The organism is uncultured Tateyamaria sp., assembly GCF_947503385.1.
Lineage (GTDB): Bacteria > Pseudomonadota > Alphaproteobacteria > Rhodobacterales > Rhodobacteraceae > Tateyamaria.
Genome location: NZ_CANNDO010000002.1, coordinates 661,817 through 688,093, shown reverse-complemented (window position 1 = coordinate 688,093; position 26,277 = coordinate 661,817). Strand labels below are relative to the sequence as shown.

The window sequence follows — 26,277 nt, the reverse complement described above, 5'->3', positions numbered from 1 at the left end:
TCACATGCTCACCACAATCATATCCTTCGGGGTGCTGCTGGCCTTTGCGCTGGTGGTCTTTGTTACGATCAAATACTGGAACGTGCGCCTTACGGGGCCGCAACCGGTCAGCCTGTTCGTGTTCATCGCGATCCTGTTCACATCCGGCCTCGATGTCGGTTTGATTATGTTCCCGATCGCCTTTGACTTCCCGCTTTATGCCGACACAGCAACCGAACCGGCCTATGCGTTCACCAACCCGCTGGCGCTGGAGTTCGGCTTCTGGGGGTTCCTGATCTGGGCGTTCTACTTCCTGACGGCCTTCTACTTTTGCGCAATCGAGCCGCATGTGAAGTTCTTTCAGAATGGTCTGGTCAAGCTGATCAACAACCTGGTGATCATCACCACCTGTGCGTTTACCGGCGCGCTGTTCCTGATCTACATGCCTTACTACATCCCCGAAGTGGGGGACGGCGAGACGGTCATCCCGGCCTTCTACGTGATCTGTTTCCTCGTGATCCTCGCGGCGTCCTATTCGTCGACCGACATCAAATATGTGAAGATTCTGTCGGTCGCCTCGACCTTTGTGTTCTTTGCCCTGATCGCGGGCATGTGGATCAATGCGGGCATGAGCTTTGGCGAATTCCTGAGTACGGGCAGTAACATCGGCGGCTACTTTGCCAATATTCACAAGTTCATCATTCCGCTGACGGATTACCACGAGTTTTACCTGTTCTGGTGGTTCGCATGGTCGATCATGATCGGGCAATTCACATCGCGCTTTGTCGGCGGTCTGACCACGTGGCAACTGCTGGCGTCGCTCCTGATCTTTCCGTCGATCCCGCTGGGCGTGTGGTTCACGGTGGCCTATTGGTATCACCTGAACGCCATCGACATGACGGGGCTGGTGAACTGGTCGATGACTGTTGTGGGCATCCTGTTCGTGATCAACTCGTTTGACTCGCTGATCCGGCTTTACACCGACAACCTTAGCCTGACGGCTGACCGCTATGGCAAGGTGCAATACGTGCTGGGCAATGCGGCGTTGCTGTTTGTGCTGACCCTGCTGTTTCAGAGCCAGTGGCTGCAAATCCAGTGGGTCGGGACCGCCGTTATCGGTATCTACATCGCCTGCCTTGTCTGGGTGCTGATGCACCGGGACCGTCTGGGTGGTGGCACAATGGGTGCGGCCCCCGCCGAGTGACCCAATGCCGGTGGCGGCGTTCGTCGCCACCGGCACGATTATTAAGGAACAGACATGCAGATCCAACCAACCGCCAGCCATTTCATCAATGGCCGCTATGTCGATGACCGCGATGGCACGCCCATCGACGTGATTTATGCCGCGACCGGTGAACAGATCGCGCAGGTGCACGCCGCGACACCCGCCATCGTCGATGCTGCGCTGGCCTCTGCCCACGCCGCACAGGCCGAATGGGCAGCGATGACCGGGACGGAACGGGGGCGCATCCTGCGCCGTGCGGCGGACATCATGCGCGCGCGCAATCACGAACTGTCGGTGTTGGAGACCTATGACACCGGCAAACCGTATCAGGAAACGTCCGTGGTGGACGCCACCAGCGGTGCCGACGCGCTGGAGTATTTCGGCGGCATGGCTGCCACGCTGACGGGCGAGCACATTCAGTTGGGTGAGGACTGGGTCTATACCCGCCGCGAGCCTTTGGGTGTCTGTGTCGGCATCGGTGCCTGGAATTATCCAACGCAAATCGCCTGCTGGAAGGGCGCGCCTGCGCTGGCGTGTGGCAACACGATGGTGTTCAAACCATCCGAAACCACGCCGCTCTGCGCGCTCAAGGTGGCCGAGATCCTGCATGAAGCGGGCGCGCCTGCGGGCGTCTACAACGTGGTCCAAGGCATGGGCGAGGTCGGGGCCGCGCTGGTGGGTGATGCCCGCGTCGACAAAGTGTCGCTGACCGGGTCCGTGCCCACGGGGGCCAAGGTTTATGCCGCCGCCGCGGCAGGGATCAAGCACGTGACGATGGAGTTGGGCGGCAAGTCACCGCTGATCATCTTTGACGATGCGGACGTGGAAAACGCCGTGTCTGGCGCGATCCTTGGGAATTTCTATTCCTCGGGGCAGGTCTGTTCCAACGGCACGCGCGTTTTTGTGCACAAGGGGATCAAGGAAGCGTTCCTGACGCGACTGGCAGAACGTCTGGCGGGTGCTGTGATGGGCGATCCGCAAGACCCTGAGACGTCCTTTGGACCCATGGTCTCTGAGCGGCAGATGAAGATCGTTCAGGGCTATATCGCCAAGGGGCAGGCCGAAGGGGCGCGGCTGGTCTATGGCGGCAAGCGGCTGGACCGAGACGGTTTTTATCTTGAACCCACGGTTTTTGCCGACGTCACGGACGATATGGTCATCGCTCGCGAAGAGATTTTTGGCCCAGTGATGGCCGTGCTGGACTTCGAAGACGAGGACGACGTCATGGCGCGGGCCAATGACACCGAGTTTGGGCTTGCAGCAGGCGTGTTCACGCGCGACCTGACTCGCGCGCACCGGGTGGCGGCAGGGTTTGAAGCGGGCACCTGCTACATCAACACGTACAATGATGCGCCGGTGGAAGCGCCCTTTGGCGGATCAAAGCGGTCAGGTGTAGGGCGCGAAAATTCCAAGGCAGCGATTGAACACTACAGCCAACTGAAATCGGTTTTCGTGCGCATGGGCGATCTGGAGGCTCCGTTCTGAGATGGTGCGCCGCCCTTTTTCAGAGCGCGCCCACCCGCCCACCCCGCGCTCTGAAAAAGGGCGGGTGAGGACGGTGTGCGTTGTTCCGTTCGGAGACGGTTTGGAAATGTGCTGAGAGGGGCTTGCGGGATCGGTATGATCCTCAAGTCACCTCATCAAAAATGCGAAGCGATTTCCCTGAAGCCTCAAGGACATACCGCGCGCGCGGTGCTGGGCATCCTTGACCCTTCGCGGAATCACCTGGGGTGAGTGAGATGGAAGCGGATTATGTGATTGTGGGCGCCGGGTCGGCAGGTTGCGCCGTGGCCTACCGTTTGGCCGAAGCCGGGCAGTCGGTGCTGGTCATCGAGCATGGCGGGACCGATGCTGGACCGATTATTCAGATGCCAGCGGCCCTGTCCTATCCGATGAATATGAAGCGCTACGATTGGGGCTATGTCTCGGAGCCGGAGCCGCATCTGGGTGGGCGGCGGTTGGTCTGTCCGCGGGGCAAGGTTGTGGGCGGGTCGTCTTCGATCAACGGGATGGTGTATGTGCGCGGGCACGCGCATGACTTTGACCACTGGGCCGACAGCGGCGTGCAGGGCTGGGCTTACGCGGATGTGCTGCCATACTTCAAGCGCATGGAAAACTGGCATGATTGCGGGCATGGCGGTGATCCGGCGTGGCGTGGCACCGACGGGCCGCTGCACGTGACGCGCGGGCCGCGTACCAACCCGCTGTTTCATGCCTTTGTCGAAGCGGGGCGGCAGGCGGGCTATCCGGTCACACAGGATTACAATGGCCAGCAGCAGGAGGGTTTTGGCCCCTTTGAACAAACCGTCTGGAAGGGGCGGCGGTGGTCCGCCGCGAATGCCTATCTGAAACCGGCCCTGACACGCCCGAACTGCGATCTGGTCCGCGGTTTGGTCGAGCGCGTGGTGATGGAAGACGGGCGCGCTGTGGGTGTTGCCTTGGCCAGTGGTCAGGTGGTGCGTGCGCGGCGCGAGGTCATTTTGGCCGCGTCTTCAATCAATTCGCCGAAGATCCTCATGCTGTCCGGTATCGGTCCAGCCGCGCATCTGGCAGAACATGGGATTGACGTGATCGTCGACCGTCCCGGCGTGGGTGGCAATTTGCAGGATCATCTGGAGATGTACATCCAATTCGCTTCAAAACAGCCCATAACGCTCTATAAACACTGGAATATCTTTAGCAAAGCGATGATCGGGGCGCAGTGGCTGTTCACCAAGACCGGGTTGGGGGCATCAAACAATTTTGAAAGCTGCGGGTTCATCCGCAGTCGCGCCGGTATCAGCTACCCAGACATCCAGTTCCACTTTCTGCCCATCGCCGTGCGCTATGACGGCCAGACGGCTGCCGAAGGGCATGGCTTTCAGGCTCATACGGGGCCGATGCGGTCGGTGAGCCGGGGGCGGGTGTCACTGCGTTCTGCCGATCCGGGCGACGATCCCAAGATCGCGTTCAATTACATGAGCGACCCGCAGGATTGGGACGAATTTCGCACTTGCATCCGACTGACGCGCGAAATCTTCGCGCAAGAGGCCATGGCGCCCTTCGTCAAACATGAAATCCAACCAGGGTCTGCGGCGCAAAGCGACGATGCACTTGACGATGCCATCCGCGAACATGCCGAAAGCGCGTATCACCCCTGCGGCACCTGCAAGATGGGGCGCATGGACGACCCAGACGCAGTGGTCGACCCACAGGGTCGGGTGATTGGCGTGGATGGGTTGCGGGTGGTGGACAGTTCCGTTTTTCCACGGATAACCAATGGCAATCTCAACGGCCCGTCGATCATGACCGGGGAAAAGATGGCTGATCATATCCTGGGCCGCGATCCGTTGCCCCCCAGCAACGACGCTCCGTGGGTGCATCCCAGTTGGGAGACGGCACAGCGTTAACCTCTGTGTCGCAGGGCCCTTGAACTTGGGCTGGCGCATGGACAATTTAGGACGATGTTAAGGATTTGTTCGGTACTTGTTCTTTTATGCCTACCGGTTTTTGTGCAGGCAGATGTGCGCGGCCCGGTAATCGTGATTGATGCCGACACGCTTGACGTGGCGGGTACACGTGTGCGGCTTCATGCAATCGACGCGCCTGAATTAGACCAGACCTGCGAGACGGAGTTCGGCACCACCTTTGACTGCGGGGCTTGGGTCACCGCGCAGGTGCGTGCCCGTTTCGAGGGACGCCAAGCACATTGCGCGGCACGGGACACGGATCGGTACGGGCGCATGGTGGCGGCCTGTGTTGTGGACGGGGTCGACATGGGGCGCGACATCGTGAGCGCAGGTTGGGCTTTTGCCTACCGACGCTACGGCATGGACTACGATCTTGACGAAAAGGCGGCTTTTGTTGCTGACCGCGGCCTGCACGGGCTGCGCGTGCAATCGCCCGCGTGGTTTCGCAAGACGCGGGCCAAGGGGCGGATCCCGCCCAATCCGGCGTGCCGGATCAAAGGCAACATTTCGGACAATGGACGCATTTTCCACGTGCCGGGCCAAGCCTATTACGAGCAGACCGGCATTGTCGAAGCGCGCGGAGAGCAGTGGTTTTGCTCGGCGGACGAGGCGCACGCCGCGGGATGGCGCGCGGCACGGCGTTAGCGCACCGTATAGGGCAGCACGCCGCGTACGTCCGGATCGACCGACAATTGCCGTTCCAGCGGCGGAACGGAGCGTTGGTGGCAACGGTCGCGTTCACAGATGCGGCACGAGATGCCGATGGGTTCGAACGCCTCCGCCCGTCCCACATCAAGACCGTCGGCATAGACAAGCGCGGGGGCGTGGCGCACCTCGCATCCAAGGGCAATGGCATAGCGGCGCACCGGTGCGCCGAAGCGACCGCCGGGCTTCGACACATCGCGGGCGAGGCTGATGTAGCGCACGCCATCCGGCGTTTCCGCCAATTGGCGCAGGAAGTGGCCCGGCTGTTCAAAGGCACGGTGCACATTCCAAAGCGGGCACGCCCCGCCGAACCGCGCAAACTGCAACCGCGTGGCAGAGTGACGCTTGGTGATCGTACCGGCCTGATCCACGCGGACAAAGAAGAACGGAATGCCCTTGGCGCCGGGCCGTTGCAGCGTCGACAGGCGGTGACAGACCTGTTCGATACTCGCGCCAAAGCGCGTGGCAAGCTGTTCGAGGTCATGCCGCGTCACCTGAGCCGCGTCCTGAAACGCGGTGTAAGGCATCAGTGCAGCCCCGGCAAAGTAATTGGCGAGCCCGATTTTGGCGATGGCACGTGCTTCATCGCTTTGGAACCGGGCAAGGTCCAGCGTCGCTTCGAGAAGGGGGTCCTGCCTGGTCAGCGCCACTTGCAACAGCAACTGGAACGTCTGGGTTTCGGGCGCGGCCCGCGTCGAAATGTACAACGTGTCGCCGTCCCGGCGGCGCAAGGTGTCATCGTCGCTGAACACGACCTGCACGCCCGCATTGGCCAATGTCGATACAGCGCCGACGCGGATATTATTTTGCCGTCCTTCGGCGGTGGCAAAGTGTTCAGCCGCGCGGTCGACGGCATCTATGTAATTGTCGCAATAATGGAAAAAGTCGCGCACTTCTTCCCACGGGGACGGTTGTGCGCGCGCATCCTCACGGCCCAATGCCTCATCAAGAGAGGCCAGCCGTTCATGCGTTTGCCGGTAGGCCCGGTGCAGATCGAGAAACGCGTGCGCAAGGGCAGGGGCGTTGGATGCCGCCAGCCGCAGATCGGCCAACGCGGGCATGTCTGCCGAAAACACCGGGTCCGCGAGCGCTTCGCGCATGTCGGACACCAGCCGATCGCCGTCACTGGCGCTCAGTTCGGTGACGTCTAGGCCAAATTCCTGCGCAAGGCTCAACACGACCGACGTGCTCACCGGTCGGTTGTTGTTCTCCATTTGGTTGAGGTAAGGCAGGGACACGCCCAGCTTTGCCGCGAAATCTTTTTGCGTCAGGGACATCCGTGTCCGGATTTCCCGCAGCTTGGCACCAGCATAAAGTTTGGGGGCGGCCATCGCATACCTTTGCAGTTTTGCAGTGGCGTGACACTAGGTTTGCAAACTTGGCGGCGCAAGCCCGATCAGGCCAGCCGCAGCCGCCGTTCGCGCCGGTACACCGCACCAATGGCCAGCAGCGCTGCAAGGCCCGTCAGCACCATGATGTAAAGAAGCGGAAAGGCCCCCGTTTGCGGTGTCAGCAAAAACCCCGCAAGTGCCGACAGCGCGGCACCGCCACCGATCATGATCGCACCGGCAAGGCCGGACGCCGTACCGGCCAGATGCGGGCGCACAGACAGCGCGCCAGCGGTGGCGTTGGGGATCACAAGGCCGTTGCCCAGCCCGACAAAGGTCATCATCGCAAAAAAGCTGAGAGGCGTGCCCGCGCCGACGGCAAAAATCGCAAGCGAGACCGACGTGCCAAAGAAATTGGCCATGCTGCCCCACAGCACCATGCGATTGACGCCAAAGCGCGTGGCATAGCGACCGCTCAGCCCGTTGCCGATAAAATATCCCACGGCGGGCGCGCCAAAGTAGAAGCCCAGCTCCGCCTCGCCCATGCCAAAGATCGTTGTGCCGACAAAGGGCGCGCCGCCCAGATAGGCGAAAAAGGACCCCGAGCAGAAAGCCGCCGCAGCCGAATAACCCCAGAACCGGGGCGACCGCAAAAGCTCCGGGTATTCGCGAAACTGGCCGATGACCGTCTTATCCGACGGCTGCGCTGTTTCGCCCACATCCGCCCAAACCAGCCAGAACAGCAACGCGCCGGTGATGAAAAAGAGCCAAAAATTGGCCTTCCAGCCAAACGCCTCTTCGAGCAGGCCGCCGATGCCGGGGGATATCATTGGCACCACGGCCATCCCCATCGTAACATATCCAATCATCGAGGCTGACTGATCCTGATCGAAAAGGTCGCGCACAATTGCTCGGCTCAGCACCATCGCCACGGCAATCACGGCCTGGCACATGCGAAACACCAAGAATACCTCGGCATTTGGCGCAAAGATGCAGCCCAACGTGGCCAGCATGAACAAAGCGACGCCCCAAAGCAGCACCTTGCGCCGCCCGAGATTGTCCGAGACAGGGCCAATGATTGTCTGCATCACCGCCGATACGGCAAGGTACAGCGCCACCGACAATTGCATCAGGCGATATTCAGTGTCGAAGTAAGTGGTCATGTTCGGCAGGCTGGGCAGAAACATGTTCATGACCATGGCCGAGACGCCTGCAAGCAGGATCAGCGTGATGATATGCGGCGGAGTGGAGCGGTCAAGGAAGCTGACCTTGGGGGCAGAAGACATGGCAGAGAGTTAGGCGCGTGCCCATGGACTGTCCAGTGCGGCCCTGCACATGCCACTGCGCCTTTGTTGAATTTGCGGGTTTGCAATTTGCAGGGACAATGATGCTAATGATTTGCAAATATGCCGAAACGGCCTTTCATCGCTCCTATCCGGCCTTGTATAATGCGCGCAAAGCTTTCGAGGGGCCACATGACCGACATTCTCACCGAACTTGAAAATCGCCGCGCCGCCGCCCGTCTGGGTGGAGGGCAAAAACGCATCGACGCGCAGCATTCCCGTGGCAAGCTGACCGCCCGTGAGCGGGTGGACCTCGTCCTTGATGAAGGCTCGTTCGAAGAGTTCGATATGTTCGTCACCCATCGGTGTACTGATTTCGGAATGGATCAGCAAAAGCCCGCAGGGGACGGCGTTGTCACCGGCTGGGGCACGATCAACGGGCGTATGGTCTATATCTTCAGTCAGGACTTTACCGTGCTGGGCGGATCGGTGTCCGCCACCCACGCCGCCAAAATCTGCAAGATCATGGACATGGCCGTGGAAAACGGCGCGCCCGTGATTGGCATCAACGATTCTGGCGGCGCGCGCATTCAGGAGGGTGTGGATTCGCTGGCAGGTTACGGCGAGGTGTTCCAGCGCAATGTCATCGCCTCGGGCGTGGTGCCGCAGATCAGCGTGATTATGGGCCCCTGTGCGGGCGGGGCGGTCTATAGCCCGGCCATGACCGACTTTATCTTCATGGTCAAAGACAGCTCCTACATGTTCGTCACCGGCCCTGACGTGGTCAAAACCGTGACCAACGAACAGGTGACCGCAGAAGAGCTGGGGGGCGCCAGCACCCATACCAAGAAATCGTCTGTCGCCGATGCCGCGTTCGAAAATGACGTCGAAGCCCTGGCCGAAGTGCGCCGCCTTGTCGATTTTCTGCCGCTCAACAACCAACAGAAACCACCCACGCGCCCGTTCTTTGACGCGCCCGACCGGGTGGAGCCAAGCCTTGATACGCTGGTGCCCGACAACCCCAACATGCCGTACGACATGAAGGAGTTGATCACCAAGATGGCGGACGAGGGTGATTTCTACGAGTTGCAGGAAGAGTTCGCCAAAAACATCATCACTGGCTTCATCCGGCTGGAAGGTCAGACCGTGGGCGTGGTGGCCAACCAGCCAATGGTGCTGGCCGGTGTTCTGGATATCGACAGCGCCCGCAAGGCGGCACGGTTCGTGCGGTTCTGCGACTGCTTTGACATCCCGATCCTGACGCTGATCGATGTGCCGGGGTTCTTACCGGGGACGTCACAGGAATATGGTGGCGTGATCAAGCACGGGGCAAAGCTGCTCTTTGCGTACGGTGAGGCGACAGTGCCAAAGGTCACAGTCATCACGCGCAAGGCCTATGGCGGGGCCTATGTGGTGATGGCGTCCAAACATCTGCGCGCCGATTTCAACTATGCCTGGCCCACGGCGGAGATTGCGGTGATGGGGGCCAAGGGTGCCACCGAGATCATCCACCGCGCGGACCTTGGTGATGCGGACAAGATCGCGCAGCACACAAAGGATTACGAGGACCGGTTCGCGAACCCGTTTGTGGCCGCCGAACGCGGGTTCATCGACGAGGTGATTCAGCCCCGCTCGACGCGCAAGCGGGTCGCGCGGGCCTTTGCGTCTTTGCGGACGAAGAAGGCGAAGATGCCTTGGAAGAAGCACGACAATATCCCGTTGTGAATGAGAGCAACCGTGTTTGACGTTGAAATGAGAATTAAGTATTTTGATGCGTCGTTGAAAGCCGCCCGCATGGGTGCTGCGCTTCCTACTGCCGTCATTGCCGCATCAGTTTTGTTTTTGCGAACAGATGACGCGAGCAATTGGACCACGGCACACACGTATCTGTCTATTTCATTTGGATCTTCAGCGTTGGCTTTGCTGACAATCGCCTTCGTGACACGTGTTCACTACGAAACTGTTTTGGAATTGAGGCACCTACATGCGTTTGGCAGGCATCCAAAGGTCTTTCCTCTTTCGTATGACGCTGGATCGCTGGGCAAACTGTCGATTAAGAAAACCTTCCCGTATTTTCAAAGAGCTGTGTTCGGCTTCGAGTTCGACTTTGTCGACACGATCGACGAATTTGAGCGCCAACGATTCAGGGCAATCGGAAGGATCTATTGGCTAAACGTTTGCGCGTTTTCCGCACTGGCCGTGTCACTTTTTTCCTTCGTTTCCGAAAAGTATGGGCTGTGACAGTGCCCGACTTCCACCTCCTCACCCAAGGCCCACGCCCCGTCGCGCCGTTCTCCCACGCGGTGGAAAGCGATGGCTGGGTCATGCTCACCGGGCAGATGCCGACGGACCCGGACGCGCCCGATGCGCCGCTGCCCGAAGGCATCGAGGCACAGACGGTGCGGGTGATGCGGAACCTTGAAATTGTGCTGCAAGGGCTTGGTCTGGACCTGAGCCACGTGCTGCAATGCCGCTGTTACCTGACCGAATTCGAACGGGACTATGCGGCGTTCAACGACACCTACCAGACGTTCTTTCCCGCCGACCGACGACCTGCACGGACAACCATCGGCGTCACCGCGCTGGCCGTGGGCGCGCTGGTGGAAATTGACTGTGTGGCCAAGCGACCATGAGCAAGCGCTGGCATATCCTGCGTGAGGCGGGCGGTTTGACGCTGGCGCGGCAATTGCCGCCTCGGTTTGATTTTGCCGTGCGCACGACGCTCGGGCCGGGCCATGCGCTGCGGCTTGCCCATCAGATACGGCAGGACCTGTGGCGCGCGCTGCAATCTTTGCGCGGGTTTTCGCCGGTGGTTAGGCTGGCCCCGAACGGGACGGGCTGGGACGTGACTGCCGGGGGCCGGGCGTTGGGCGTGGTGCCCGCACCGCAGATCGCGACCGCTCAGGCGGTGCTGGATCATCCGCAAAACCGGGCGCGCTGGACGCGCCACGCGATGCGGGGGCGGATGGAATGAGCGCTCTGCCACACACACCAATGCCCGACAGCGCACGCGCCACGGCAGAGTGCGCCCGCGCCGGCGCAACCCATGGCGGAGCGGGATGCGTTTCGGCTGACCCAACGTCCACTTCATCTCTTTACAATCGCTGGTTCAAATGCTGGATTGGGGATAACTGGGGCCGTACGGCTCCGTATCGAACAGTGCCTGGGGAGAAGACCCAACGCACAGCAGCCCCGGAGGGAGGAGCCCGGACCCCTAGCTGGGAATGGGTCCGGGGCTGCGTTTTGACCCTCGCCGTTACTGCCACCACAGCCACTGCGCAGGATCTGCCGTCCGGGCAGGACGTCACGCTGCACGAGGTGCTTGTGGATCAGGTTGGGGCGGAGGCGTGGCTGCGCTTTCGGTTTCTGGCACCATCCATTGTACAATCGGGTGACGGCGTGACCTATGCCGCGGCCGAGGCGGATTTTGGCGTGTTGTGCGATGCCATCGCGCGGCCCTACCTGACCGAGTTCGATCTGACTGCCGATATCGTCGTGATCTCACTTATGGACCGTGCCGTGCCTTTTGGCACATCAGACCCCGACGCCACGCAGTTTTTCGAGACGTTTCGTGTCGCTGACGACGCCTGCGTCTGGCAGGCGTTCTGACAATGCGGCGGATTTTTGCATATGCGGCTTTGTGGCCACAACCTGCGCAAGGGTTCCGGGCCCCGTATCCTTTTGGAACCAAATCGCTTATACGGGCCGGAAGGGGCCCCCAAGGCGCCCTTACCTCGCAGCGGATGCGTCTGCATCCGAACGTAGACTACAGGAGAGACAGATGTCGAAGAGCATCAAAGTTTTTGGCCTGCTTGGCCTTTCGGTTCTGCTGGCCGCGTGCGGCAGCAGCGGCAGCAACGAAGAAGTTGTTATCGTGGATCCCGAGCCAATCAGCGTTGAGCCTGTCAACACCGGCAAGTTCAAGTAATTCTGCAGGGCGGGCGACCACGCCCGCCCTGACAGCCCTCCAGACCACGGAGGGCAGCGGATGCTGAAACATCGTGGTTTTCCGGGCCGTCTGCCCGGCACCGATTCTCAATTCACAATTCGCAGACCCAACCCCAAAGGGGTCACGCCGTTGACCCGGCGCGAGCGGTTTCGCGACCGTCGTTCAGCGGACCGCAAGGCGGACACCGCCTTTCTTGCAGCGCTTTGGGAGCATTTCGGCGATGCACCCTTTGAACGTGGCAACTTGGATGCGGGCCGTTTGTCGTGGCTGTTTGGGCGCGAGGTTGTTCCTGCGACGGACCCGTTTGATCCGGCTGATTACGACGCCTTGCTGCAAATCGACGAAGCGGTGGCGCGCGCGTCCTTTCCGGATGCGTTTGACCCCGATTGGACGCCATGACGGCTCATCGGGTCGGCATAAACCTGCCGGAGGTATCCGGCTTGCGGCGGAACCCGGCTCATTCCCGCGTCGCGTGCGGATCGGCGTTTGCCACGGCGCAACGCCCGTGCCAACGTCGGCGTGCAGGGTCGGAACCCCAGATAACCCTCGGTCCTGCGTACCATTTCCGTACCCCTTCCCCTGGTGGGCAGCTCACACTCTCTCGTGTTCAGCTGCCCACCACTTTTTTTGCCCAAATCACGGCTGTAACACCTGATCACGGCAATGCGTTTGGCTGTCTGTTTAATTTGGACCAACCGGTTCCCAATTCTGTAACACCTTACAGAAAGGAACTTTGGAAATGGCACGAACGGTTTTGGGACTGGTCCTTGCGGCCCCGCTCATCCTTGCGGCTTGCGGCGACACAATTGGCGAACAGGCCCTGTCGGGCGCGGTCATCGGGGCAGGTGCCACGGCGCTCTTTGACGGCGACGTGGGCGCAGGCGCTGTTGCCGGTGCCGTTGGCGGACTTGTCTATTGCCGCGCGTTCGACGCGGATTGTTGAGCGGAATCAGCGATTTGCCGCCGATCTGCGCGACTGTCAGCGGCGGGGCTTTGCCAAAACAGAAATAAACCGGCGGAACCGATTGATCCGGTCCTGTGTTGCTCCCATGTGGAACGAAAACAACACAAGAGGATGTGGATCATGCCTATCAAGCCAGTTGCCTTTGCCGTCGTCGCTGCCATGGGCCTTGCCGCCTGCGGGGACACAGTGGCCGAACGCGCGGTCATCGGCGGCGCCGTCGGCGCCGGGGCCGCAGCCGTCACAAGCGGCAGCATCGTCACCGGCGCAGCCGTTGGTGCTGCGGGCAACATCGTGGCTTGCGAGCTCGACATCGGCGACTGCTAAACCCGCCACACGAATTACGACTGAACCAACCAAACGCCGCTTCGACAGCAGTCGGGGCGGCGTTTTGCGTGTGCGCACGCCAAGAAGAGGGACACCATGTTCGACAAAATCCTGATCGCCAACCGCGGTGAAATCGCCTGCCGGGTTATCAAAACGGCCCGCAAAATGGGCATCAGCACCGTTGCCATCTATTCCGACGCTGATGCCAAGGCGCTGCATGTGCAAATGGCCGACGAGGCGGTGCATATCGGCCCGCCCCCTGCCAACCAGTCCTACATCGTGATCGACAAGGTGATGGAGGCGATCAAATCTTCGGGCGCACAGGCGGTTCATCCCGGCTATGGGTTTCTGTCCGAAAACGCCAAATTTGCCGAAGCACTGGAGGCCGCTGGCGTCGCCTTTGTCGGCCCGCCCAAAGGGGCGATCGAAAAAATGGGGGACAAGATCACCTCCAAGAAGATCGCACAAGAGGCAGGCGTGAGCACGGTGCCCGGCTATATGGGCCTGATCGAGGATGCCGACGAGGCTGTGAAAATCTCGAACGAGATTGGTTATCCCGTGATGCTCAAGGCCTCTGCCGGGGGCGGCGGCAAGGGGATGCGTATCGCATGGAACGACGAAGAGGCCCGCGAGGGGTTCCAGTCGTCCAAGAACGAGGCGGCGAATTCCTTTGGCGATGACCGGATTTTCATTGAGAAATTCGTGACGCAACCGCGGCACATCGAAATTCAGGTGCTGTGTGACGCGCATGGCAATGGCATTTACCTGGGTGAGCGCGAATGCTCGATCCAGCGCCGCAACCAAAAGGTTGTCGAAGAGGCCCCCAGCCCGTTCCTTGATGAGGCGACGCGCCGCGCGATGGGCGAACAGTCCGTCGCACTGGCCAAGGCGGTGGGCTACACCAGCGCCGGCACGGTGGAATTCATCGTGGATGGGTCAAAGAACTTCTATTTCCTCGAAATGAACACCCGGCTTCAGGTGGAACACCCGGTGACTGAACTGATCACCGGCGTGGATTTGGTCGAACAGATGATCCGCGTGGCCAATGGCGAGCCGCTGAGCCTTTCGCAGGACGACGTGAAACTGCATGGCTGGGCCATTGAAAACCGGCTTTATGCCGAAGACCCCTATCGCGGGTTCCTGCCGTCGATTGGCCGCCTGACCCGCTACCGTCCGCCTGCCGAAAGCCCGGATTATCAGCCGGGCGTGGTGCCACAGGCACCTGTGGTGCGCAACGACACCGGCGTCTACGAGGGCGGCGAGATCAGCATGTATTACGACCCCATGATCGCCAAGCTGTGCACATGGGGCCCGGATCGTGCCACGGCCATCGAAGCGATGCGCGTCGCGCTCGACCGGTTCGAGGTCGAAGGGATCGGGCATAACCTGCCGTTCCTTGCCGCCGTCATGGACCACCCGAAATTTGTGAATGGCAACATGACCACGGCGTTCATCGAAGAAGAATACCCAGACGGGTTCGAAGGGGTGACCTTGGCCGAGGCTGACCTGCGCCGTGTGGCAGCCGCTTGTGCCGCGATGCACCGGGTGGCAGAGATCCGGCGCACGCGGATTTCGGGCCGGATGGACAACCATGAACGCAAGGTCGGAACCGACTGGAATGTGACCGTGCAGGGCCAGTCCTATGACGTGACGATTGCCGCTGATCACGATGGATCGACTGTGACATTCGATGATGGCGGCACTCTGCGGGTGTCCGGCGACTGGACCCCCGGCGATGCTATCGCGGATATGGTTGTCGATGGTGGCGCGCTGGTGCTGAAGGTTGGCAAAGTATCGGGCGGGTTCAACATCCGCACCCGCGGTGCCGAATTGAAAGTGCATGTGCGCACCCCGCGTCAGGCCGAACTGGCGCGGCTGATGCCCGAAAAGCTGCCGCCCGACACGTCCAAGATGCTGCTTTGCCCGATGCCGGGACTGGTGGTGAAGGTGGACGTCGAAGAAGGGCAGGAGGTGCAGGAGGGGCAGGCGCTTTGCACCATTGAGGCGATGAAGATGGAAAACATCCTGCGCGCCGAGAAAAAGGGCACCGTGTCCAAGATCAACGCAGGCGCGGGCGACAGCCTCGCCGTTGACGACGTGATCATGGAATTCGAGTGATCGGTCTGCGCGCCATATACGACTGGCTCGCAGCCCTAGACCCACGCATCTGGCAGGCTGTCATTGCGGGGCTCTTTGTGGCTGTAGGCTGGGTCGTCAATGGCGCGCAAAACCGTCGTGAGGCCGCGCGCCTGCGCCGCGAACAGCGCGAAGACGTGCAGCGCGCGCTGGTGGCCGAGATCAAACACTATCTGGAAGTGCTCGAAGGCGAGGATCTGGATGCTGCTTGGGAGGCGATGCAGCCGCGGATTGCGGATGGATATGTCCCGTTCCTGCCATCCGAAGACAATGACATGGTGTTTCGGTCTGTGTTGGAAAACATCCACATCCTGCCCAAGACAGTCATTGATCCGGTGGTGAAATACTATTCACAGCTGCGCGCCATCGACGCGCAGATTGCCGATACGCGGTTGCCCGAATTTGTCGAAGGAACGGACGCGGGCAAACGGGTGCACCGCGAACTGGCTTATCTTGACTATTTGCAGATGAAGCAACGCGCACGCACATACGCAGTCAGCGCGCTTGAAAAAATGGGCGCAGCCCCGGGTATCAGTAGCCCGGGCGCGGCCCGTTCCGGCCAGTGATGGGAGTGGGGCGTTTGGTCGTATCAGACATATCAGCCTCCTGTCATACGGCGCAGCCTGTCTGCGCCTGTGGTCATAATATAAGCGAGGGTATCGCGCGGCTCAAGTCCGGTGCAGGAGATAGCGTCGCGCATTTAATCATCCGTGAACGCACCGGTCAGCTTCCGTCGGTGCCGCGCCGCTCGCGGATTTCGCGTTGCCGCACGGGCATCTTGTCGATGGTGCGGCTCAATTCGCGCACGTCCCACGGGAATGGTTTGCGCAATTTGACGCCGCCATCCTTGCCAATCAGCACAAGCATAAAGCCGCGCGGACGCAACGCCTCGCGCAGTGGCCCTTCTGCGGCGGGGTCTGTGTCGGTCAGCACGATGACGTCCCGTTCGGCAAGCGCCTGCGCCCGCTCTTCGAGATATTCCATCTGCAAGCCGAAGTTTGGATCGTTCGGACTGTCGGCGAAGACAACGATGGGGCGTTTTTCCCAGACAAATTGCTTCAAATCCGACACATCGCTGCCCACAAAAGCAAAGGGGTCAACGTCCTCGGCGTTTGCGGCTTGTCCAAAAAATCCTGCGAGAACAATAGGTAAAAGTCGTTTCATAACCCCTCCTGTTGGGATCAATGTAGCGGCTTTTCCTGCAATTGCGACGGGCGCTCGCAGCAATTTTAGCATTAATCGTCCCCTAACGCCTCCGTTGTCACATCTGTGCGTTGAACCAGCACGCCATCCGGCGCTCCGGCGTGGCGAAATCAGGGGAATACTGCACATGAAAACTGTCTTGCACATCGGCGCGCACCGGACGGGAACAACCACCTTCCAAACTTACCTGTCGCGCAACCGAACTGCTTTGCAGGCGCAGGGCATTGCGTGCTGGGGTCCGTGGATTACCCGCAAAGGACTGTTTGCAGGTATCCAGCAACCAACCCCGATGGCACGACGCAGCGCAATGGGCCGCGCGCGTGGACGCCTCGCGCTGCGCCGTCACATGGTGCAGCAAGACCTTGGGGCGCAGACCCTTGTGGTGAGCGAAGAGAACATCATGGGCTCGATGGTGCGCAATCTGCGGCACGGCAAACTGTATGACGATGTGGGCGAACGTCTGGCGCGTTTCATCGCCGCCTTTGACGGGGATGTGCACACGGTTGTTGTCGGTATCCGCGCGCTGGATCACTACTGGGCCTCTTTGGCGGCGCACAGTGTCGTGCGGGGCTATTCCGTTCCTGATCGCGATTGCCTGTCGCACATCTGTGCGGCCCGGCGCACGTGGCGCGATGTCATCAGCGACATCGCCTGTGCGGCGCCGGACGCGCGCATTCAGGTGCTGCCATTTGAACGCTTTGCCGGACAGCCTGACGCACAGCTTTCGGCCATTCTGGGGCGGCGCGCACCGCAGGATGCCGTGTCTGACTGGCGCAACCGCCGTCCAAATCTGGCACAGCTGCGCGCCGTTCTGGCCGAACGCGGGGAACGCCCGGATATGCTCAATGGCCCGGGCGAACGCTGGAACCCGTTTTTCAGGGCCGAGGTGTCGGCGCTCCGTGAGGCTTATGCAGACGACATGTTTTGGTTGACCGCCGGTGCAAGCGGTCTGGCCACACTGACAGAGGATCTGGATCGGACAGAGGCCGAATGGCCCGTCGATCCGCTGACAAGAGGACATTACGATGACATCAAAGAAAGACGCATGGCGCAGCCTCGCTGAGGGTGAGTTGCGCGGTCGTCCGCTGGACGATCTGACGTGGAAAACGCTCGAAGGGATCGACGTTCAGCCGATCTACACCGAGGACGATCTTGACGGTGTCGACCACCTTGGAACCATCCCCGGGCAGGCGCCATTCGTTCGTGGTGTGAAGGCCACGATGTATGCAGGCCGCCCGTGGACCATCCGGCAATATGCCGGATTTTCGACAGCCGAAGAATCCAATGCCTTTTATCGCCGGGGTCTGGCCGCGGGGCAGCAGGGCGTATCGGTCGCCTTTGATCTGGCAACCCACCGTGGATACGACAGCGATCACGAACGTGTGGTGGGTGACGTGGGCAAGGCGGGCGTGGCCATCGACAGCGTTGAGGACATGAAGATCCTCTTTGACGGCATCCCGCTCGACAAGGTGTCGGTTTCCATGACCATGAACGGTGCCGTCATCCCGATCCTTGCCAATTTCATCGTCGCCGGCGAAGAGCAGGGCGTGGACAAGGCCGCCCTGTCGGGGACCATCCAGAACGACATTCTCAAGGAATTCATGGTCCGCAACACCTATATCTACCCCCCCGAACCTTCGATGCGGATCATCGCTGACATCATCGACTACACGTCGAACCAGATGCCGAAATTCAACTCGATCTCGATCTCCGGCTATCACATGCAGGAGGCGGGCGCGAACCTCGTGCAGGAACTGGCGTTCACGCTGGCGGACGGGCGCGAATATGTGCGCGCGGCGCTGGCGCGGGGCATGGATGTGGACAAATTCGCGGGGCGGTTGTCGTTCTTTTTTGCCATTGGCATGAACTTCTTTATGGAGGCGGCCAAATTGCGGGCGGCGCGCCTTCTGTGGCATCGCATCATGTCCGAGTTTGAGCCGAAGAACCCCAAATCCCTGATGCTGCGCACCCACTGCCAAACAAGCGGTGTGAGCCTGCAAGAGCAAGATCCCTACAACAACGTCGTGCGCACCGCCTATGAGGCGATGGCCGCAGCCCTTGGCGGCACGCAATCGCTGCACACCAACGCGCTGGACGAAGCGATTGCACTGCCCACGGATTTTTCCGCCCGCATCGCGCGCAACACACAGCTGATCCTGCAAGAAGAGACCGGGGTGACCAATGTGGTCGATCCGCTTGCCGGGTCCTATTACGTCGAAAAGCTGACCCATGATCTCGCCGAAGAGGCGTGGAAGCTGATCGGCGAGGTCGAAGAGTTGGGCGGCATGACCAAGGCAGTCGCCTCCGGTATGCCCAAGCTGCGCATCGAAGAGGCGGCGGCCACACGTCAGGCCATGATCGACCGGGGCCAAGAGGTCATTGTCGGCGTCAACAAGTACCGGCTTGAGCAAGAGGACGACATCGACATTCTCGATATCGACAATGCCGCCGTACGTGACGCCCAGATCGCGCGGCTCAAAGGCATTCGCGACAGCCGGGACGAGGCGGCCTGTCAGGCGGCGCTCGACGCGCTCAGCGATGCCGCCGCCGCCGACGGCAACCTTCTGGAAAAAGCGGTTGAGGCCGCGCGGGCACGTGCAAGCGTGGGAGAGATCAGCATGGCCATGGAAAAAGTGTTCGGGCGTCACCGCGCCGAGGTCAAAACGCTCGCCGGGGTCTATGGCGCGGCCTACGAGGGCGACGAGGGGTTCGCTGCAATCCAGAAATCAGTGGAAAACTTCGCCGAGGCCGAAGGCCGCCGTCCACGCATGTTGGTGGTGAAAATGGGGCAGGACGGCCACGACCGTGGGGCCAAGGTGATTGCGACTGCCTTTGCCGATATCGGCTTTGACGTGGATGTGGGGCCTTTGTTCCAGACGCCAGCGGAGGCCGCACAAGATGCCATTGATAACGACGTGCATGTGGTCGGTATCTCGTCACAGGCGGCAGGTCACAAGACATTGGCACCGCAACTGGTACAGGCGCTCAAGGACGCCGGAGCGGACGAGACCATCGTGATCTGCGGCGGCGTGATACCGCAACAGGATTATCAGTTTCTCTATGACGCGGGGGTCAAGGCGATCTTTGGTCCGGGCACAAACATCCCTGCCGCCGCGCAAGAGATCCTGAACATCCTGCAAGCGGACTGACCCAAACCATCAACAAAAGCGCCCTTCGGGGCGCTTTTTCCTGTCGTTTCCCGTCTACTGATTTTGGACACGCATGAGCGCGTGGCAGCCGTCCAGCACGTGCGCTTTGACTCAAGACCGACCAAAATGCGTCATTGATCCAATGGATCACCGCGCAGAACACCCCGTTTTCGCTGATCTGTACAGAGAACGTGGCGATCGGCACGGCCTCGCACCGGGGTCTGCGGCGACCATCAGCAGGACGCCGCCCGAGGCGTCATATGACAAAAGACAGTCATATGCCCGAACCAGCATCCATTCCCCCTCAAAAGTCGGGTGATCGTGGCAAGACGGGCCCAAAGACCTTGCGTTTCCATCATCGGCCCACCGATAACGGGTTCCGGACATGCGGTGTCCTGCATGATGCGACGAAACGGAGCAAGGGTGGATATGATCCTCGATCATCTTGTGGTTGGCGCCCCGACGCTGGCAGAGGCACAGGCGCATATTGAGCACCAGTTGGGGGTCACAATGCAGCCGGGTGGTCAGCACGCGGTGTTTCACACGCACAACTCTCTGCTCGGGCTGGAGGATGGTCTTTACCTCGAAGCCATCGCGCCAGACCCCGGATTGCCCCCCCGGCGCGTGCGCGGTGGTATGATCTGGACAGATACGCCGGGCGCGCCCGGCTCAGCAATTGGGCGGCGGCAGTGCCGGATATGGACGCCGCATTGTTGGTGATGCCGCAGGGATGCGGCACGCCGGTCGACGTGCAGCGCGGTGACCTGACATGGCGCATGGCCGTCTCGACCGACGGGACAACGCCCTTTGACAATGTCTGGCCCGCGCTGATCGAATGGCCGGTGGGGGTGCACCCTGCGGGTCGCCTTGACGCGTCGGGATTGCGGCTGCGTCGGTTCACCCTGCGCCACCCGGATGGGGCCGCATTGGCCGGCGCTTTGGCGCGACATATACAGGACGACCGGATCGTGATCGAAGCCGGTGAGATCGGGATGGAGGCGGTGTTTGACGGCCCGCGCGGCACATGCACCCTGACATAAGGCGCGCCACGGATCAGGACGCAGGCTGGATTGCCGACATCTGGAACGGGATCATCGTCGACACACTCGTCACCTTTACCACGACCCCGAAATCGCCGTCGGAGGTCCGCGATTTGATCGCAAACCGCCCGGTGTTCATGCTGCCTGCGCGTGCGGGATTTGCGACATACGGACCGTTCCGCTCCGGGCCGGGCTATGCGGCGACCGCCGAACACACGATCTATCTTGCGCCGGACCAAACCGGACAGGGGCTTGGTGCCGCTTTGATGGATCACGTTATTTCGCACGCGGCGTATAATGGCTTCCGCGCTTTGGTGGCCGGTGTAAGCAGCGCCAATCCGGGCGCTATCCGGTTTCACGCACGCCACGGATTTACGCAGGTGGGTCATATGCCACAGGTCGGGCACAAGGCGGGCCAGTGGCTTGACCTGATCTTGATGCAGAAAATGCTCAATCCGCCTGACACGCCCAACGCGGGCGGGTAAAGTGGCGCAATGTCGATCTGGTCCCGCATCTCCGACGCGCTTGCCGCGCTGACCTCCGGCCAAAGCCTTGCACAGGTCTTTGACCAATTGCGCGCACCGCCGGAGCGCAGCGTCGCCTTTGCCATTGCGGTGATTGCGCTTGGGGCCAAGATGGCCAAGGCCGATGGCCACGTGACACGAGACGAGGTTACAGCCTTTCGCGAGGTTTTTCACATCGCGGCCAAGGACGAACCGGGGGCGGCCAAGGTGTTCAACCTCGCCCGGCAGGACGTCGCGGGCTTTGAGGAATATGCCACCCGCATCCATGCGATGTTTGCAACAGAACCCGAAACGCTCACCGACTTGCTCGAAGGCTTGTTCCACATCGCTATGGCGGACGGGTTTTACCACCCGAACGAGGACGCGTTTCTTGAGGAGGTGGCGCATATATTTGCCATTTCGGACCGGGATTTCCGGGCGCTGCGGGCGCGGTTCGTGCCGGATGCCGCGCCCGATCCGTTCACTGTGCTGGGCGTCACTCCGGAATTGCCGCTCGAAGAGATACGGGTGGCATGGCGCAAGCTGGTACGTGAAAATCACCCTGACGCCATGATGGCCCGCGGAGTGCCCGAAGAGGCGGTGCGGCTCGCGGAAAAGCGGATGATAGATATCAACCGCGCGTGGGAAGACATCCGGGCCACGCACGGCTGATGCGCTTTGCCACTTACAACATCGAATGGATGAACAGCCTGTTTGCCGATGATGGCAGCCTGTGGAATGACAATGAACGCGCCTCCCGATATGGCGTGACGCGGGGCGAACAGACCGCGGCTCTGGCAGTGGTGTTCCGCGCGCTTGATGCCGATGCGGTGCTGGTGGTCGAAGCGCCCGATGACAGCAAGAGCCGCAGCACCGTGCCCGCGCTCGAAACCTTTGCAGAGGCGGCGGGGCTCAGGGCGCGGCGGGCCGTGATCGGCTTTTCCAACGACACGCAGCAGGAAATCGCGCTGCTTTATGACCCGGACGCGTTGTCCGTCACGCATGACCCGCAGCACAGCGCCGAAGCGCCCCGCTTTGACAACGGTTTTTCGATCGATCTCGACATCGACGCCACGGCTGACAACGTCGTCTTTTCCAAACCGCCATTGGAACTGTCGGTCGAGACGCAACAGGGCACGGCACTGCGCCTCATTGGCGCTCACCTGAAATCCAAGGCGCCTTACGGGGCCAAGTCCCACGACGAAGTGATGCGTATCGCCATTGCCAACCGGCGCAAGCAATTGGCGCAGGCCATCTGGTTGCGCCGCCGCATTGATGCACATTTGCGGGCAGGTGACAGTCTTATGGTGCTGGGCGATCTGAACGACGGTCCGGGCCTGGATGAGTACGAACATCTTTTTGGCCGTTCGTCGGTGGAAATCCTGTTGGGATCGGATGACGCGGCCCTGTTCGACCCGCACGCGCGCATGGCCTTGCAACCGCGCCGCCTTGGCGTGGCACCGACCACAGCGCGGTTCTGGATTCGGCCCGAGAAGCGATACCTTCAGGCGCTGCTCGACTACATCATGGTGTCGCAGGACCTTGCGGACATTCAGCCGCGCTGGCGCATCTGGCACCCGCTTGATGACCCCGATTGCTGGCAACAGCCCGGACTGCGCGACGCGTTGGTCGCGGCGTCGGACCATTTCCCGGTCAGCTTGGACATTGACGTCTGAAACCCCATATCAATCCTATGAAACATGCGCTTCTGATCCTAACCCTGTCGCTCGCCACCCCCGCCATGGCCGAAGAGGACACGGGCGGCCTCAGTCTTATGGAGCGTGGCGCGCAGATGCTGATGGAAGGGCTGCTGCGCGAGATGGAGCCTGCACTGGATGATCTGCAAGGCATGGCGCAAAACATCGGACCGGCCTTGCAGGACTTTGCGGCGCACATGGGGCCGGCCTTGCGCGATCTGCTGAACGAGGTCGAGGATTGGAGCGTCTACCACCCGCCAGAAATCCTTGAAAACGGCGATATCATCATCCGTCGCAAGCCTCAGGCGGAGCCAGAACAGACGCCAGACGCACAGATCGACATCTGACCGCGTCGGTTTCTTCTGACCGAAAATACCACGGGGTGAGGCCGCAGGCCGAGGGGCAGGGCCCCTGTTTTACCGCCGCCTGGCCTTGACGACGACCTGCGCCTCCAGGGTGGCCGCCAGTGAGTTTAGCCGCGCCTCCGCGACCTCACCAAACAGGGGCATGGCATCCGCTGTCAGGCGCAATTCCAACAGCTTCTTTTTGGGGAACCAGCGGATTTCGCCGCGGTCGGCGTCTTTCTCCATCCACAACATGGCGCCAAACCGCATCGCCTTGCCCAGCACTTCGGCCTCGACCTTGGTCTTGTCGTCGATCAGGTCATAGAGATACTCGAAATGCGTGCCCTCCCGCCTGTTGCGGTAGCGGTGCAATAGCGCAAGGCCCAGAAAAATCCGTTCGGAATGTTTGAGCCCGCCAAGATTGGCGCGCGTGGCATTGTCGAAACAGGCTTCGGCCCGATAATCGGGATGTGCGCGCCAGCTCACGTCATGCAAGAGGCAAGCCGCCTTGATCAGGCGTTTGCGCGCATAGGGGGCCGATTTGAACAGCGGTTCAATGAAATTGAACAGCACCTTACCGAAACCGGGCAAGCGCGCGTCCTTTGCCTCGGCAAAGCGGCAGGCTTCGATCAGTGGGTCACGGTCGCGCAGTTGCTGTGGCATCTGCTCATAGAGCATCCCCTCGCGGATGCCGTAGCTGGACAGGGCAATGTCCTGCGGACGGAAGGTTTTGACCAGCCGCGCAAGCACCTCGGCGGCCAGCGGCACGAGCGCCATGCGCGCGCCCGAGATGCCACAGTCGAGGCGCAGCGCTTCGTAATCTTTGCACTGGGCAATGTATTTGGTTGTTTGTTGCACGGCGCGCGGGGTCATACGGTATTCGTGCAGCACGTGCAGTTGATAACCGCGCCGGTGCATATCGATCCGGGCGATGGCCCGCCACGAGCCGCCCACAAGGAACAGGCGGTCCCGCTGCGTGCCCATTTGGGTATGCAGATCGTTGAGGGCGGCCTTGATGTGCGCCTTGCGTCCCTTGCGCCCGCCTTTGAGCGTCTGCAATTTCAGCGGTCCGAGGTCCGAGGTCACACGCCGCCCCACCTCACCGCCAGAGATTTCAGCCAATTCCATGGATGAGCCACCGATGTCGCAGACGAGCCCGTAGGAGCCGGGCCAGCCCAGCAACACCCCTTGCGCCGACAGCCGCGCCTCTTCGCGCCCGTCAATCACGCGGATGTTGAGGCCGGTTTCCCGCAGCACTTCGGCGCGAAAGTCGAGCCCGTCGCTGGCGTCGCGGACCGCAGCCGTGGCCACGGCGGTCAGTTCGCTGAGGCCCATACCATCTGCAAGGCGCTGAAACCGGTGGATTGCGCCCAAGGCACGTGTGCGGCCTTCGGGGTTGAGATGGCCGGTGTCAGAAAGGCCCGCCCCCAAGGCGCACATGATCTTTTCATTGTAGAAATACGCCGGTGATCGCGCCGCCCCATCGAACACCACCAGCCGGACCGAGTTTGACCCTACGTCGACCACCCCGACGCGGGACAAGGCCCGTGCAGCCGGATCCTCGAACAGCGGGCGGCCAAACAGGCTGCCGTCGCCGGTTTCCGGCTTGAGCGGTATGTTCATATCTGTCCCCGTGGCGCTCACCTTTTGTCTTTGATGGACGATGCGGGGTGATGCGTCAATCGTGGGGTGGCGGGGTGGTCTGTTTGCATTCGCAAAGGCGCCCACCCGCCACCCCTGCGTCAGGCACTCAGATGTCGGGCCGTGGCCATGGCCGAAGACCACGCCCATTGGAAGTTATACCCTCCCAGCCAGCCGGTCACATCCACCGCTTCGCCTACGAAAAAGAGGCCCGGCACCGCGCGGGCCATCATGGTTTTGGCGTCCAGTGTGTCGGTTGCTATGCCGCCGCGCGTGACCTCGGCAGTGCGGTAGCCTTCGGTGTCGGTCGGGCTGAGGTCCCAGCCGCTCAACCGGTCGCAGATTGTGGCGATCCGCGCATCGGACAGGTCGCCAAGGCGGCCAGACAGGTCGATCCGGGCACTGAGATGATCCACCAATCGTGCAGGCAGGTGGTGTGCGAGTTCCGTTGTGATCGCTTTTTTGCCATCCGTGCGGCGTTTGGTTTTCAGAATGGCGGCGACGTCGGTGTCAGGGGCAAGGTGAACGCGGATCGTTTCGCCGGGAGACCAATAGCTGGAGGCTTGCAATGCGGCGGGGCCGGACAGGCCACGATGTGTAAAGAGCAGCGCCTCGTCAAAGGCGGGGCCTTGCGCGGTGACGCGCGCCGGGCAAGACACGCCGGAGATATCGGCGAAGCGTTTGTCGGAGAAGGTAAAGGGCACGAGGGCCGGGGCGGTGTCCGTCACCCGTAAGTCAAATTGCCGGGCGATGTCATAGGCATACCCGCTGGCGCCCATCTTGGGGATCGATTTGCCGCCTGTGGCAATGACGACATTGGCGGCGCGGACCGATGTTCCATCGCTCAGCGTGGCCTTGAACCCGTCCGGTGTCTTTTCCAAACGCTGCACGCCAGTTTGCAGACGCAGATCGACCCCTGCGGCCTGCATCAGCTTGCGCAACATCGCGATAATGTCCTTGGCTGATGTATCGCAAAATAGCTGCCCCAGCGTTTTTTCGTGCCATGGGATGCCATGCTGATCAACCAGCGCGACAAAGTCCCACTGCGTGTAGCGCGCCAGCGCGGATTTGGCGAAATGCGGATTTTCAGAGAGGAACGCCCCTGCATCGCAATACATGTTCGTAAAGTTGCAGCGCCCGCCGCCCGATATTCGGATCTTTTCGCCCGGCGCTTTGGCGTGATCCACGACCAGCACCCGACCGCCCGCATGGGCCGCGCACATCATGCCTGCGGCCCCGGCGCCGATCACAACCGTCTCATACTCCATGACGCTCCCGTGCAGGATTGCCCGGAACGGGTCAAGGGGCGCCACTGCGACCAAAGGGGCCGCAGTGGCGGCCCATGTGTCTGCCTGCCT

The 26,277-nt window shown here is 61.2% G+C and carries 26 protein-coding genes and 1 pseudogene; 22 read left to right on the top strand and 5 right to left on the bottom strand.

All coding sequences use genetic code 11. From position 1 onward, the window contains the following. Positions 1 to 4: 4 nt before the first annotated feature. From Q1A85_RS09490 to Q1A85_RS09475, 4 genes are all read left to right on the top strand, one after another. Positions 5 to 1,183 carry a BCCT family transporter gene (locus Q1A85_RS09490; protein ID WP_299687708.1) on the top strand — a complete coding sequence of 393 codons (1,179 nt, stop codon included), beginning with the start codon at positions 5 to 7 and terminating at the stop codon, positions 1,181 to 1,183. A 54-nt stretch (positions 1,184 to 1,237) separates the two neighbouring features. Next, complete coding sequence (gene betB, locus Q1A85_RS09485) at positions 1,238 to 2,689, top strand: betaine-aldehyde dehydrogenase (RefSeq protein ID WP_299687705.1); 1,452 nt, start codon at positions 1,238 to 1,240, stop codon at positions 2,687 to 2,689. A 254-nt stretch (positions 2,690 to 2,943) separates the two neighbouring features. Beyond that, complete coding sequence (betA, locus tag Q1A85_RS09480; RefSeq protein WP_299687702.1) at positions 2,944 to 4,593, top strand: choline dehydrogenase; 1,650 nt, start codon at positions 2,944 to 2,946, stop codon at positions 4,591 to 4,593. A 54-nt stretch (positions 4,594 to 4,647) separates the two neighbouring features. Further along, entirely contained in the window at positions 4,648 to 5,298 is a 651-nt protein-coding gene (locus Q1A85_RS09475) for a thermonuclease family protein (protein ID WP_299687700.1), read from the top strand. On the opposite strand, the gene Q1A85_RS09470 is transcribed toward Q1A85_RS09475, so the two are convergent. Next, entirely contained in the window at positions 5,295 to 6,689 is a 1,395-nt protein-coding gene (locus Q1A85_RS09470) for a helix-turn-helix transcriptional regulator (RefSeq protein ID WP_299687698.1), read from the bottom strand. The two genes, Q1A85_RS09475 and Q1A85_RS09470, sit on opposite strands and share 4 nt — an antisense overlap. A gap of 65 nt (positions 6,690 to 6,754) precedes the next feature. After that, a complete protein-coding gene (locus Q1A85_RS09465) occupies positions 6,755 to 7,972 on the bottom strand; it encodes a multidrug effflux MFS transporter (protein ID WP_299687695.1) in 1,218 nt (405 codons plus the stop codon). Positions 7,973 to 8,161: 189 nt separating this feature from the next. Here Q1A85_RS09465 and Q1A85_RS09460 point away from each other — a divergent pair, with 189 nt between their 5' ends. From Q1A85_RS09460 to Q1A85_RS09410, 11 genes are all read left to right on the top strand, one after another. Further along, the gene (locus Q1A85_RS09460) at positions 8,162 to 9,694 is read left to right on the top strand and encodes an acyl-CoA carboxylase subunit beta (RefSeq protein WP_299687692.1); all 1,533 of its coding nucleotides are present in this window, start codon (positions 8,162 to 8,164) and stop codon (positions 9,692 to 9,694) included. Between the two features lie 12 nt (positions 9,695 to 9,706). Further along, a complete protein-coding gene (locus Q1A85_RS09455) occupies positions 9,707 to 10,210 on the top strand; it encodes a hypothetical protein (protein WP_299687689.1) in 504 nt (167 codons plus the stop codon). Next, the gene (locus Q1A85_RS09450; protein ID WP_299687686.1) at positions 10,207 to 10,602 is read left to right on the top strand and encodes a RidA family protein; all 396 of its coding nucleotides are present in this window, start codon (positions 10,207 to 10,209) and stop codon (positions 10,600 to 10,602) included. Before Q1A85_RS09455 ends, Q1A85_RS09450 begins: the two co-directional genes overlap by 4 nt. Further along, positions 10,599 to 10,943 (top strand): hypothetical protein, encoded by a 345-nt coding sequence (locus tag Q1A85_RS09445; RefSeq protein WP_299687683.1) that lies wholly within the window; start codon positions 10,599 to 10,601, stop codon positions 10,941 to 10,943. Before Q1A85_RS09450 ends, Q1A85_RS09445 begins: the two co-directional genes overlap by 4 nt. Positions 10,944 to 11,212: 269 nt before the next feature. Continuing rightward, positions 11,213 to 11,578, top strand: coding sequence for a DUF6497 family protein (locus tag Q1A85_RS09440; protein ID WP_299687680.1), 366 nt, complete (start codon positions 11,213 to 11,215; stop codon positions 11,576 to 11,578). Between the two features lie 172 nt (positions 11,579 to 11,750). Further along, positions 11,751 to 11,897: a hypothetical protein gene (locus Q1A85_RS09435; protein WP_299687677.1), complete on the top strand. Its 147-nt coding sequence runs from the start codon at positions 11,751 to 11,753 to the stop codon at positions 11,895 to 11,897. 60 nt (positions 11,898 to 11,957) lie between these two features. Beyond that, positions 11,958 to 12,317: a hypothetical protein gene (locus tag Q1A85_RS09430; RefSeq protein ID WP_299687674.1), complete on the top strand. Its 360-nt coding sequence runs from the start codon at positions 11,958 to 11,960 to the stop codon at positions 12,315 to 12,317. Between the two features lie 340 nt (positions 12,318 to 12,657). Further along, entirely contained in the window at positions 12,658 to 12,861 is a 204-nt protein-coding gene (locus tag Q1A85_RS09425; RefSeq protein WP_299687671.1) for a hypothetical protein, read from the top strand. 141 nt (positions 12,862 to 13,002) lie between these two features. Then, positions 13,003 to 13,206 (top strand): hypothetical protein, encoded by a 204-nt coding sequence (locus Q1A85_RS09420; protein WP_299687669.1) that lies wholly within the window; start codon positions 13,003 to 13,005, stop codon positions 13,204 to 13,206. Positions 13,207 to 13,302: 96 nt separating this feature from the next. Continuing rightward, entirely contained in the window at positions 13,303 to 15,324 is a 2,022-nt protein-coding gene (locus Q1A85_RS09415) for an acetyl/propionyl/methylcrotonyl-CoA carboxylase subunit alpha (RefSeq protein ID WP_299687667.1), read from the top strand. Next, entirely contained in the window at positions 15,321 to 15,908 is a 588-nt protein-coding gene (locus Q1A85_RS09410) for a hypothetical protein (RefSeq protein ID WP_299687664.1), read from the top strand. Before Q1A85_RS09415 ends, Q1A85_RS09410 begins: the two co-directional genes overlap by 4 nt. Positions 15,909 to 16,065: 157 nt before the next feature. Here Q1A85_RS09410 and Q1A85_RS09405 read toward each other — a convergent pair whose 3' ends face one another. Next, positions 16,066 to 16,506 (bottom strand): DUF4174 domain-containing protein, encoded by a 441-nt coding sequence (locus Q1A85_RS09405; protein ID WP_299687662.1) that lies wholly within the window; start codon positions 16,504 to 16,506, stop codon positions 16,066 to 16,068. Positions 16,507 to 16,672: 166 nt separating this feature from the next. Here Q1A85_RS09405 and Q1A85_RS09400 point away from each other — a divergent pair, with 166 nt between their 5' ends. The 7 genes and pseudogenes from Q1A85_RS09400 (at position 16,673) to Q1A85_RS09365 (ending at position 23,281) form a co-directional block, all read left to right on the top strand. Then, complete coding sequence (locus tag Q1A85_RS09400; RefSeq protein ID WP_299687660.1) at positions 16,673 to 17,608, top strand: hypothetical protein; 936 nt, start codon at positions 16,673 to 16,675, stop codon at positions 17,606 to 17,608. Continuing rightward, positions 17,571 to 19,694 (top strand): methylmalonyl-CoA mutase, encoded by a 2,124-nt coding sequence (gene scpA, locus Q1A85_RS09395; protein WP_299687657.1) that lies wholly within the window; start codon positions 17,571 to 17,573, stop codon positions 19,692 to 19,694. Before Q1A85_RS09400 ends, scpA begins: the two co-directional genes overlap by 38 nt. 399 nt (positions 19,695 to 20,093) lie before the next feature. Continuing rightward, a pseudogene (locus Q1A85_RS22970) lies at positions 20,094 to 20,734 on the top strand (VOC family protein). Continuing rightward, positions 20,719 to 21,219, top strand: coding sequence for a GNAT family N-acetyltransferase (locus tag Q1A85_RS09380; protein WP_299687653.1), 501 nt, complete (start codon positions 20,719 to 20,721; stop codon positions 21,217 to 21,219). The pseudogene Q1A85_RS22970 and the gene Q1A85_RS09380 overlap by 16 nt, the downstream one beginning before the upstream one ends. Positions 21,220 to 21,228: 9 nt before the next feature. Next, positions 21,229 to 21,909, top strand: coding sequence for a molecular chaperone DjiA (locus Q1A85_RS09375; protein ID WP_299687651.1), 681 nt, complete (start codon positions 21,229 to 21,231; stop codon positions 21,907 to 21,909). Then, positions 21,909 to 22,913 (top strand): endonuclease/exonuclease/phosphatase family protein, encoded by a 1,005-nt coding sequence (locus Q1A85_RS09370; protein ID WP_299687648.1) that lies wholly within the window; start codon positions 21,909 to 21,911, stop codon positions 22,911 to 22,913. Before Q1A85_RS09375 ends, Q1A85_RS09370 begins: the two co-directional genes overlap by 1 nt. A gap of 17 nt (positions 22,914 to 22,930) precedes the next feature. After that, the gene (locus tag Q1A85_RS09365) at positions 22,931 to 23,281 is read left to right on the top strand and encodes a hypothetical protein (RefSeq protein WP_299687645.1); all 351 of its coding nucleotides are present in this window, start codon (positions 22,931 to 22,933) and stop codon (positions 23,279 to 23,281) included. Between the two features lie 69 nt (positions 23,282 to 23,350). On the opposite strand, the gene Q1A85_RS09360 is transcribed toward Q1A85_RS09365, so the two are convergent. Both Q1A85_RS09360 and Q1A85_RS09355 read right to left on the bottom strand, forming a co-directional pair. Further along, positions 23,351 to 24,901 carry a Ppx/GppA family phosphatase gene (locus Q1A85_RS09360; RefSeq protein ID WP_299687642.1) on the bottom strand — a complete coding sequence of 517 codons (1,551 nt, stop codon included), beginning with the start codon at positions 24,899 to 24,901 and terminating at the stop codon, positions 23,351 to 23,353. A 119-nt stretch (positions 24,902 to 25,020) separates the two neighbouring features. Beyond that, complete coding sequence (locus Q1A85_RS09355; RefSeq protein ID WP_299687639.1) at positions 25,021 to 26,187, bottom strand: NAD(P)/FAD-dependent oxidoreductase; 1,167 nt, start codon at positions 26,185 to 26,187, stop codon at positions 25,021 to 25,023. Positions 26,188 to 26,277: the final 90 nt, after the last annotated feature.